11 protein-coding genes are annotated in these 9,323 nt (G+C 54.6%); 6 read left to right on the forward strand and 5 right to left on the reverse strand.

Annotated elements, in window-relative coordinates:
* The first annotated feature begins 124 nt into the window (after positions 1–124).
* Positions 125–583 (forward strand): IS200/IS605 family transposase, encoded by a 459-nt coding sequence (tnpA, locus tag ACLW56_RS24580; protein WP_330981770.1) that lies wholly within the window; start codon positions 125–127, stop codon positions 581–583.
* 187 nt (positions 584–770) lie between these two features.
* Here the strand turns inward: tnpA and cmoB are convergent, their stop codons facing one another.
* The 5 genes from cmoB to ACLW56_RS24605 are packed head-to-tail and all read right to left on the reverse strand — an operon-like array spanning position 771 to position 4,354.
* On the reverse strand, positions 771–1,745 hold the full coding sequence (gene cmoB / locus ACLW56_RS24585; RefSeq protein WP_330986240.1) for a tRNA 5-methoxyuridine(34)/uridine 5-oxyacetic acid(34) synthase CmoB: 975 nt from the start codon (positions 1,743–1,745) through the stop codon (positions 771–773).
* Positions 1,742–2,485 carry a carboxy-S-adenosyl-L-methionine synthase CmoA gene (gene cmoA, locus ACLW56_RS24590; RefSeq protein ID WP_330986241.1) on the reverse strand — a complete coding sequence of 248 codons (744 nt, stop codon included), beginning with the start codon at positions 2,483–2,485 and terminating at the stop codon, positions 1,742–1,744. Before cmoA ends, cmoB begins: the two co-directional genes overlap by 4 nt.
* A gap of 38 nt (positions 2,486–2,523) precedes the next feature.
* Positions 2,524–2,919 (reverse strand): MAPEG family protein, encoded by a 396-nt coding sequence (locus ACLW56_RS24595; protein ID WP_330986242.1) that lies wholly within the window; start codon positions 2,917–2,919, stop codon positions 2,524–2,526.
* Between the two features lie 53 nt (positions 2,920–2,972).
* Positions 2,973–3,791: a DUF72 domain-containing protein gene (locus tag ACLW56_RS24600; RefSeq protein WP_330986243.1), complete on the reverse strand. Its 819-nt coding sequence runs from the start codon at positions 3,789–3,791 to the stop codon at positions 2,973–2,975.
* On the reverse strand, positions 3,788–4,354 hold the full coding sequence (locus ACLW56_RS24605) for a hydrolase (RefSeq protein WP_330986244.1): 567 nt from the start codon (positions 4,352–4,354) through the stop codon (positions 3,788–3,790). Before ACLW56_RS24605 ends, ACLW56_RS24600 begins: the two co-directional genes overlap by 4 nt.
* Before the next feature lie 245 nt (positions 4,355–4,599).
* Here ACLW56_RS24605 and aspS point away from each other — a divergent pair, with 245 nt between their 5' ends.
* From aspS to ACLW56_RS24630, 5 genes are all read left to right on the forward strand, one after another.
* A complete protein-coding gene (aspS, locus tag ACLW56_RS24610; protein WP_330986245.1) occupies positions 4,600–6,387 on the forward strand; it encodes an aspartate--tRNA ligase in 1,788 nt (595 codons plus the stop codon).
* 1 nt (position 6,388) lies between these two features.
* Complete coding sequence (gene nudB / locus ACLW56_RS24615; protein WP_330986246.1) at positions 6,389–6,832, forward strand: dihydroneopterin triphosphate diphosphatase; 444 nt, start codon at positions 6,389–6,391, stop codon at positions 6,830–6,832.
* A 26-nt stretch (positions 6,833–6,858) separates the two neighbouring features.
* The gene (locus ACLW56_RS24620; protein ID WP_330986247.1) at positions 6,859–7,599 is read left to right on the forward strand and encodes a YebC/PmpR family DNA-binding transcriptional regulator; all 741 of its coding nucleotides are present in this window, start codon (positions 6,859–6,861) and stop codon (positions 7,597–7,599) included.
* Between the two features lie 37 nt (positions 7,600–7,636).
* Positions 7,637–8,158 carry a crossover junction endodeoxyribonuclease RuvC gene (gene ruvC, locus ACLW56_RS24625; RefSeq protein ID WP_330986248.1) on the forward strand — a complete coding sequence of 174 codons (522 nt, stop codon included), beginning with the start codon at positions 7,637–7,639 and terminating at the stop codon, positions 8,156–8,158.
* A gap of 140 nt (positions 8,159–8,298) precedes the next feature.
* Positions 8,299–9,323: IS1182 family transposase (locus ACLW56_RS24630; protein ID WP_330986249.1), on the forward strand; the 1,025-nt coding region annotated here is incomplete at its 3' end.

A 9,323-nucleotide genomic window follows, 5' to 3' on the forward strand; every position in this document is an offset into this window, starting at 1 on the left:
CTAGGCTGGGGGTTCAGTAAAGCTTTCAGCTTTGAGTCGGTTCTAAAAACCCCTTTTGATTTGTTAAAACAGGTTGCGGTCTGGCAACTGCAAACATTCAACAAGAAATCAAAAGGGGGTCCCAATGAGGGACGAAAAGAGCTTAGCGCACACCCGATGGAACTGTAAATATCACATAGTTTTTGCGCCGAAGTACCGAAGACAGGTGTTCTACGGTGAAAAACGCAAAGCGATAGGCAGTATCTTAAGAAAGCTGTGCGAATGGAAAAACGTGAATATTCTTGAAGCGGAATGTTGTGTGGATCACATCCACATGCTTCTGGAGATCCCGCCGAAAATGAGTGTATCGGCTTTTATGGGGTACCTGAAGGGCAAGAGTAGCCTGATGCTTTATGAGCAATTTGGGGATTTGAAGTTCAAATACCGTAACAGGGAGTTTTGGTGCCGAGGGTATTACGTTGATACGGTTGGAAAAAATACGACCAGGATACAGGAATACATAAAGCACCAACTGGAAGAGGATAAAATGGGTGAGCAGTTGTCGATCCCCTATCCGGGTAGCCCGTTTACGGGCCGTAAGTAATCCATAGATGCAAATGTCAGATCGTGATGCGCCTGTTAGGGCGCTGCTGGTGACAGAGCCTTATAGGCGCATATGAAAAACCTCCGGCTATGCCGGAGGATATTTATTATGCAACGCCTGGCGGCGTTTCGCTTCTACGGGTCTACAAAACGCGTAGGCCGGATAAGCGATAGCGCCATCCGGCAATTTAAGGCTTTTTCGCCACAATCACCGCCCGCAGCGGGGCAGGGTAGCCTTCGATGGTTTTGCTGCTGTCGTTCGGGTCGAGGAAATCGCCCAGCGATTCGGTGGTCATCCACTCGGTACGACGCTGTTCTTCGGTGCTTGTCACGTTCATATCGACGATACGCACATCCACAAAGCCGCATTTTTCCAGCCACTGTTTCAGTGCCGGTGCGGAAGGAATGAAGTAAACGTTACGCATCTGCGCGTAGCGGTCACCCGGCACTAACACGGTGTTTTCGTCGCCTTCCACCACCAAAGTTTCCAGCACCAGTTCGCCTTCGCTCACCAGTTGATCTTTCAACTGCCAGAGATGCTCCAGCGGTGAACGGCGATGATAGAGCACGCCCATCGAAAACACAGTGTCGAACGCATTGAGCGCTGGCAGTTGTTCAATGCCGAGCGGCAGCAGGTGAGCACGCTGATCGTTGCCCAGCAATTTACGCACCGCCTCAAACTGACACAGGAATAACTGCGTCGGATCGATACCAACAGCCAGTTTTGCGCCCGCGCCAATCATGCGCCACATGTGATAGCCGCTGCCGCAGCCAACATCGAGAATAGTGCGTCCGGTTAAGTCAGACAGATGGGGCAACACGCGGTCCCACTTCCAGTCCGAACGCCATTCGGTATCGATATTGATGCCATACAGCGAAAACGGCCCTTTGCGCCACGGCATCAGATTGCGCAGCAGCACGTCCATCCGTTTCAACTGACCTTCGCTTAACGGCTGTTCGCTTTCGGCGGTGACGCTGTGCAGCAAATCCAGTTTCCACGGCTGAATTTCAGGCATGAATTCGACCGCGCGGGTCCATTGTTTCATCAGGCCATGAACGCCTTCTCGCTGCCAGGCACCAATCTGTGCAGGCAGCGTTTCCAGCCAGCGTGACAGTAGCGGATCTTTAGCAATGAGCTGATAGAAATGGCCAAACTCAATCATTCGTCAGCCCCGGCTTTCAGCGCAATCAGCGAGCCAAAGTTGAAACACTGGAACCACAGTTCGCTGTGAGCAAACCCGGCGGCGTGCAGACGCGCTTTGTGTGTTTCGACAGAATCGGTGAGCATCACGTTTTCCAGCATGCTGCGCTTCTGGCTTATTTCCAGCTCGCTGTAGCCGTTGGCGCGTTTAAAGTCGTGGTGCATGTTAAACAGCAGTTCGCCGACATTGTGGTCTTCGAAACTGAATTTCTCGGACAGCACCAGCGCCCCGCCTGGGTTCAGGCCTTTGCAGATTTTTTCCAGCAGCGCCTGACGTTCCGGCGGCTCAATAAACTGCATCGTGAAATTGAGGACCACCATCGAGGCGTTCTCAATCTCAATGTCGCGAATATCGCCTTCGATGATTTCCACCGGCGTTGGGGCTTTATAAGCGTCGATATGACGACGGCAGCGCTCTACCATCGCGGGCGAGTTGTCTACGCCAATGATTTTGCAGCCTTCCGTGGCAATGTTACGACGCACGGAAAGCGTGGCCGCGCCCAACGAGCAGCCTAAGTCATAAACCTGAGTATTCGGCTTAACAAAGCGCTCGGCCAACATACCAATCATCGAGATGATGTTGGAATAACCGGGCACCGAGCGTTGGATCATATCGGGGAAAACTTCTGCTACCCGTTCATCGAAGGTCCAGTCGCCGAGGCTTGCGATCGGCGCGGAAAAAAGCGTGTCGCGATGGGACATAACGTGATTCCAGAAAATAAAAAACGGCGTATTGTGCGCTAACGCAGGGAGAAAACCAACTCCCACGGCAGATACCAGAGATTTGCCAGCACCATTAGCGCAAGCGAGCACCAGGTGGCACTCATCGCTGAACGACGCCAGCGGAACAGACGGTGATGGAAACCGTAGTAATGCATCAGGCGCCCGACAATCAACAGCAGCCCGCAGACGTGCACCATCCAGGTTTCGGCGCCGTTCATCTCCATAAACAGCAGCAACAGCAGGCCGATGGGGATGTATTCCACCGCGTTGCCATGAATACGAATGGCGCATTGCAGCTCGCTAAAACCGCCGTCGCCATAGGCCACGCGATATTGCAAACGCAGGCGAACCACATCGAAAGAAAACTTAATCAACAGCAACGCACCTAACACGGCGTATAGCGCGCTTACCATACAAACTCCCTTTTAAACTGGCTGACAGCACTGACTATTCGAGGAAGGATAACTCAAAAAAGCGAAGTTTGCTTTGGGATAGCGGGTGCGGAACCGACTTGTGGCAGGACGTCTTGCAGACTCTTCCACAGCGTATCGACCAGTTCCGGGGCCTGGGCAATATCCGGCGTATGCAGAAACAGATAAGGCGTGGTGGTTTGCGTCCATTTAGGCAGGGCTTTAAGCCAGACGGCAAACAACGCCTGATTTTGTGCCATATCGTCGCTGCCGATAAAACGCACCATCGGATTACTGGCGGTCACCACCGCATGCACGGGGACTTTCGGCTTTTTACGCTGAGCGTCAATAATGGCTTCATTGTGTGGCTTCGCACTGTGCACCGGACGGCTGTCCAGAATCACCCGGTTCACGCCTCGTTGATGAAGGCCGCGATTCAACTGCTGCTCTTCTTCGCCTTTCATAAAGAAAAGCGGATGGCGAACTTCGACGCCGTAGGTGAACGCTTTGGGCAAACTATCCAGAAAATGCCACAGAGCAGGGAGGTCGGCTGGTGAAAAAGCTGCGGGCAACTGAAGCCAGTATTGCCCAAGACGATTTTCCAGCGGCGACAGGCGATGAAAAAATTCGGCGGTCAGGTCTTCGCAATGGCGCAACGCAGCCTGGTGGCTGATGGTGGCCGGAAATTTAAAACAGAAGCGAAAATCATCGGTGGTTTGGTCACGCCAGCGCTGAACAATCTCGGCTTTTGGCAAGGCATAGAGCGTGGTGTTGCCTTCCACACAGTTAAAGTGGCGGGCATACTCTTCCAGACTGGTTATGCCAAGCCGCACCCATTTCGGGTGCGACCATTGCGGCAAGCCGATGTAAATCATAACGCTTTGAGGATTTCCTCGGTGCTGCGCACGCGCCCCAGACGAGGGAAGATGTTGGTCATGCTGCCCTGATGCTGTTCCGCGGTTGCTGCGCTACAGGCGTCTTCCACAATCACCACGTTGAAGCCCAGTTCCCACGCGTTACGGGCGGTGGATTCCACGCCGATGTTAGTGGAAATGCCACACAGAACGATAGTATCGATACCGCGACGGCGAAGCTGAAGCTCCAAATCGGTGCCGTAGAACGCGCCCCACTGGCGTTTGGTGACTTCAATATCCGTGTCTTTTTTACCCAGCGCTGGTGGGTAGGTCATCCAGTTTTCCGGCAGCGCGTGCGCTGGAGCCTGGGCATCGACCAGCGTTTTCACCGCGTCGCCGCCATCTGCGGACCAGCCGACGCGAACCATGACAACGGGCGATCCCTGCTCGCGGCATTTGGCGGCCAGTTTTGCCGCTTTCGCTACCACATCATCAGCAGCGTGCGGGCCACCGGCGAAGGACAAAATGCCTTCCTGAAGGTCAATAACCACCAGTGCCGTTTTCTTTGCGTTCAGTTCCAACATCATTATCCCCGTAAAATCACATCATTAGGACGCTAACAATACGATGAGTCGCCCCGTGTGCGGGCCACAAAATTTGTTAATTTTTGTGAGTACACCCGCTTTACGTACAGCAAACGTACGCCCGGTGCGCGACGGACTTATCGCGCGGCAGAATTTCCAGTATAATAGCCCCCTTTTTTCATCCAGTTGTGATATTAAGCGAAAGCTGCGACAAGTGTGCCTGCGGCTAAGTTAAAGGAACTCTCATGCGTACAGAATATTGCGGGCAGCTCCGTCAGTCCCACGTTGGTCAGCAGGTCACCCTGTGTGGTTGGGTTAACCGCCGCCGTGACCTCGGCAGCCTTATCTTCATCGATATGCGTGACCGTGAAGGCATCGTTCAGGTGTTCTTCGATCCGGATCGCGCCGAAGCCTTGAAACTGGCTTCCGAACTGCGTAATGAGTTTTGCATTCAAATCACCGGGACCGTGCGTGCGCGTGATGCTAAAAACGTCAACAGCGAGATGCCGACCGGCGAAATCGAAGTGCTGGCGTCTGACCTGGTTATCATCAACCGTTCAGAATCGCTGCCGCTTGACTCGAACCACGTCAACACCGAAGAAGCGCGTCTGAAATACCGCTATCTCGACCTGCGTCGCCCGGAAATGGCAAACCGCCTGAAAACCCGCGCGAAAATCACCAGCTTTGTTCGTCGCTTTATGGACGATCACGGGTTCCTCGATATCGAAACCCCGATGCTGACCAAAGCCACGCCGGAAGGTGCGCGTGACTATCTGGTGCCAAGCCGTGTTCATAAAGGCAAATTCTACGCACTGCCACAGTCTCCTCAGCTGTTCAAACAGCTGCTGATGATGTCCGGTTTCGACCGCTACTATCAGATTGTGAAATGCTTCCGTGACGAAGACCTGCGTGCTGACCGTCAGCCTGAATTCACCCAGATAGACGTTGAGACTTCCTTCATGACCGCACCACAGGTGCGTGAAGTGATGGAAGCGCTGGTGCGTGACCTGTGGCAGGACATCAAAGGCGTGGATCTGGGTGATTTCCCGATCATGACCTTCGCTGAGGCTGAGCGTCGTTACGGCTCTGATAAACCAGACCTGCGTAACCCGATGGAGCTGGTGGACGTTGCTGACCTGCTGAAAAGCGTTGAGTTTGCCGTGTTCTCTGGCCCGGCGAACGATGCAAAAGGCCGCGTGGCTGCACTGCGCGTGCCTGGCGGGGCGGCACTGAGCCGTAAGCAGATTGACGACTACGGTAACTTTATCAAGATCTACGGCGCAAAAGGTCTGGCTTATATTAAAGTCACCGAGCGTGCGAAAGGTCTGGAAGGCATCACCAGCCCGGTAGCCAAATTCCTCAACGCTGAAATCATTGAAGCGATCCTGACCCGTACCGGTGCTCAGGATGGCGACATGATTTTCTTCGGCGCAGACAACAAGAAAGTAGTTGCTGACTCCATGGGCGCACTGCGTCTGAAGCTGGGCAAAGACCTGAGCCTGACCGACGAAAACAAATGGGCGCCGCTGTGGGTTATCGACTTCCCAATGTTTGAAGAAGACGGCGAAGGCGGTCTGACGGCGATGCACCACCCGTTCACCTCGCCGAAAGACATGAGTGCGGCAGAGCTGAAAGCGGCACCGGAAGATGCCGTAGCGAACGCCTACGACATGGTTATCAACGGTTACGAAGTGGGTGGCGGTTCGGTGCGTATTCACAGCGGTGACATGCAGCAGACCGTGTTCGGCATTTTGGGTATCAACGAGCAGGAACAGCGCGAGAAATTCGGCTTCCTGTTAGACGCTCTGAAGTACGGCACGCCGCCACACGCGGGCCTGGCATTTGGTCTGGATCGTCTGACCATGCTGTTGACCGGCACCGACAACATCCGTGACGTTATCGCCTTCCCGAAAACCACAGCAGCAGCCTGTCTGATGACCGAAGCACCAAGCTTTGCGAATCCGGCCTCTCTGACCGAACTGGGTATTCAGGTTGTGGCGAAAGAGCCAAAAGAGTCTGCGGAGAACAAGTAATATGCCCTTCAAGCTTCCTGTTTCGGTTCTGGTAGTGATTTACGCGCAGGACACGAAGCGGGTGCTGATGTTGCAGCGGCGCGATGATCCTGATTTTTGGCAGTCGGTTACCGGCAGCCTGGAAGAGGGGGAAACCGCGCTGCAAGCCGCCGGGCGCGAAGTCAAGGAAGAGGTCGCCATTGACGTTGCCTCAGAGCCGTTGGCCTTAATTGACTGTCAGCGCACGGTAGAGTTTGAAATCTTTACGCATTTACGTCATCGCTATGCGCCGGGCACTGAGCGCAATACGGAATCGTGGTTCTGTCTTGCGCTGCCTCACGAACGTCAGGTTGAGATAACTGAACATCTCGCCTCACGTTGGGTCGCTGCCCCTGAGGCGGCCGCGCTCACCAAGTCGTGGAGCAACCGGCAGGCGATTGAAGAATTTGTAATTAAAACGGCCTAAGGCCGTTCTTTTTGGAGACGTTATTTATGGCAGGTCACAGTAAATGGGCCAACACCAAACACCGCAAAGCGGCACAGGATGCCAAGCGCGGTAAGATCTTCACCAAAATCATCCGTGAGCTGGTTACCGCAGCGCGTCTGGGTGGCGGCGATGCCGGTTCCAACCCGCGTCTGCGTGCGGCAATCGACAAAGCGCTGTCTAACAACATGACTCGCGATACCCTGAACCGCGCGATTGCTCGTGGTGTCGGTGGTGATGAAGACGCGAACATGGAAACCATCATTTATGAAGGTTACGGCCCTGGCGGCACGGCGGTGATGGTGGAATGTCTGTCTGACAACCGTAACCGTACCGTGGCGGAAGTGCGTCATGCCTTCAGCAAAACCGGTGGCAACCTGGGCACCGACGGTTCTGTTGCTTACCTGTTCAGCAAGAAAGGCGTTATCTCCTTCGAGAAAGGCGATGAAGACACCATCATGGAAGCGGCGCTGGAAGCCGGTGCTGAAGACGTGGTGACCTATGACGACGGCGCGATTGATGTCTACACCGCGTGGGAAGAAATGGGTGCGGTGAAGGATGCGCTGGAAGCGGCTGGCCTGAAAGCGGACAACGCTGAAGTCACTATGATCCCGTCAACCAAAGCCGATATGGATGCGGAAACCGCACCAAAACTGCTGCGTCTGATCGACATGCTGGAAGACTGTGATGATGTGCAAGAGGTTTACCACAACGGTGAGATCTCTGATGAGGTTGCGGCTACGCTGTAATGGCGTGGGCTAATCTCACAACAACCGGAGGCGCGTGATGGCGATTATTCTCGGTATTGATCCGGGTTCACGCGTCACCGGGTATGGCGTGATTCGCCAGGTCGGGCGGCAACTGAGTTATCTCGGTAGCGGCTGTATTCGAACCAAAGTGGACGATTTACCGTCGCGTCTGAAACTGATTTATGCCGGTGTGTCGGAAATCATCACTCAATTCCAGCCTGATATTTTTGCTATCGAACAAGTGTTCATGGCGAAAAATGCCGACTCAGCCCTCAAGCTTGGTCAGGCACGTGGCGTGGCGATTGTGGCGGCAGTCAATCAGGATTTGCCCGTTTTTGAATACGCAGCCCGTCAGGTGAAGCAAACCGTCGTGGGCAACGGTGGGGCGGAAAAAACGCAGGTCCAGCATATGGTGCGAACCCTGCTGAAGCTGGCGGCAAACCCGCAGGCGGATGCCGCCGATGCGCTGGCCATAGCCATCACTCATTGTCATATCAGTCAGAACGCGGTGCAGATGAGCGACTCAAGGCTCAATCTGGCGCGCGGAAGATTAAGATAGATTAAGATAATAGAGGCTGGATATTTATCCAGCCTTTAATTGCAGACAAAGAAGGATAAAACCAGACTGCTGACAAAGTCCTGGTCGAAAGGCCGGGACTTTGATCTAATAGGGTCAGTACAATTAATGGACTGACCGCCATGCTCAGAGAACTCTCCCCGCAGCAGTACCAGTTTGAAACCATCACCCTCGATGAACTGGTCCCTGAAGACCACCTGGTCCGCAAAATCGATGCCGCCATCGACTTCGAATTTATCCGCGATGCGGTAAAGCCTCTCTACTGCCCCAATAACGGCAGGCCTGCCATCGACCCGGTCCGCCTGATTAAAATGATGCTGCTGGGCTATCTCTTCGGCATCCCGTCCGAACGCCGTCTGGTGAAGGAAATTCAGGTCAATGTGGCCTACCGCTGGTTCCTGCGTATGGGCCTGACCGAGAAAGTCCCCGACGCCTCCACCCTCAGCCAGAACCGCATTCGCCGCTTTAACAACAGTGACGTCTTTGCACAGATTTTTGACCATATCGTGATGCAGGCCCTGACGCAGGGGATGGCTAACGGTCGCGTACTCTACACCGACAGCACCCACCTGAAAGCCGACGCCAACCCGCGTAAAGCGGTGAACGAGCTGCGCCCGGAAGGGGTCAGCGAATATCTGGCGGAGCTGAATGCCGCGGTGGAGGCCGACAGGAAGAAGCACGAAAAAAAGCCGCTGCCCGCCGCAAAAAAGACGCCAGAAAGCGCAGCCGTTAAGAACACCAAAGTCAGCACCACCGACCCGGAGAGCGGGTTCATGCACCGGGACAACAAACCGAAGGGCTTCTTTTACCTCGACCACCGGACGGTGGACGGGAAGCACGGCATCATCACCGACACGTTCGTGACGCCGGGTAATGTGCATGACAGTCAGCCGTTTATCAGGCGGCTGAAACATCAGGTGGAACGCTTCGGGCTGGAGCCGGTGGCGGTGGGCGTGGATGCGGGGTACTTCACGGCCCCGGTGTGCCATCTGACGCAGGAGATGGACATCGCGCTGGTGCCGGGGTACCGCAGGCCGCATAAAGGTCAGAACGACTATCAGAAGAAGCACTTCGTGTACGACGCGGAGAACGACAGATATCTTTGCCCGCAGGAGAATGTGCTGGTCTGGAGCACCACGGACAGAAA

Source organism: Pantoea sp. sgz302252 (assembly GCF_047713085.1).
GTDB lineage: Bacteria > Pseudomonadota > Gammaproteobacteria > Enterobacterales > Enterobacteriaceae > Scandinavium.

Bases quoted from the DNA above. Each gene is read 5' to 3' on its own strand.
- tnpA (WP_330981770.1), top strand. From the start codon at position 125: ATGAGGGACGAAAAGAGCTTAGCGCACACCCGATGGAACTGTAAATAT.
- cmoB (WP_330986240.1), bottom strand. From the start codon at position 1,745: ATGATTGAGTTTGGCCATTTCTATCAGCTCATTGCTAAAGATCCGCTA.
- cmoA (WP_330986241.1), bottom strand. From the start codon at position 2,485: ATGTCCCATCGCGACACGCTTTTTTCCGCGCCGATCGCAAGCCTCGGC.
- ACLW56_RS24595 (WP_330986242.1), bottom strand. From the start codon at position 2,919: ATGGTAAGCGCGCTATACGCCGTGTTAGGTGCGTTGCTGTTGATTAAG.
- ACLW56_RS24600 (WP_330986243.1), bottom strand. From the start codon at position 3,791: ATGATTTACATCGGCTTGCCGCAATGGTCGCACCCGAAATGGGTGCGG.
- ACLW56_RS24605 (WP_330986244.1), bottom strand. From the start codon at position 4,354: ATGTTGGAACTGAACGCAAAGAAAACGGCACTGGTGGTTATTGACCTT.
- aspS (WP_330986245.1), top strand. From the start codon at position 4,600: ATGCGTACAGAATATTGCGGGCAGCTCCGTCAGTCCCACGTTGGTCAG.
- nudB (WP_330986246.1), top strand. From the start codon at position 6,389: ATGCCCTTCAAGCTTCCTGTTTCGGTTCTGGTAGTGATTTACGCGCAG.
- ACLW56_RS24620 (WP_330986247.1), top strand. From the start codon at position 6,859: ATGGCAGGTCACAGTAAATGGGCCAACACCAAACACCGCAAAGCGGCA.
- ruvC (WP_330986248.1), top strand. From the start codon at position 7,637: ATGGCGATTATTCTCGGTATTGATCCGGGTTCACGCGTCACCGGGTAT.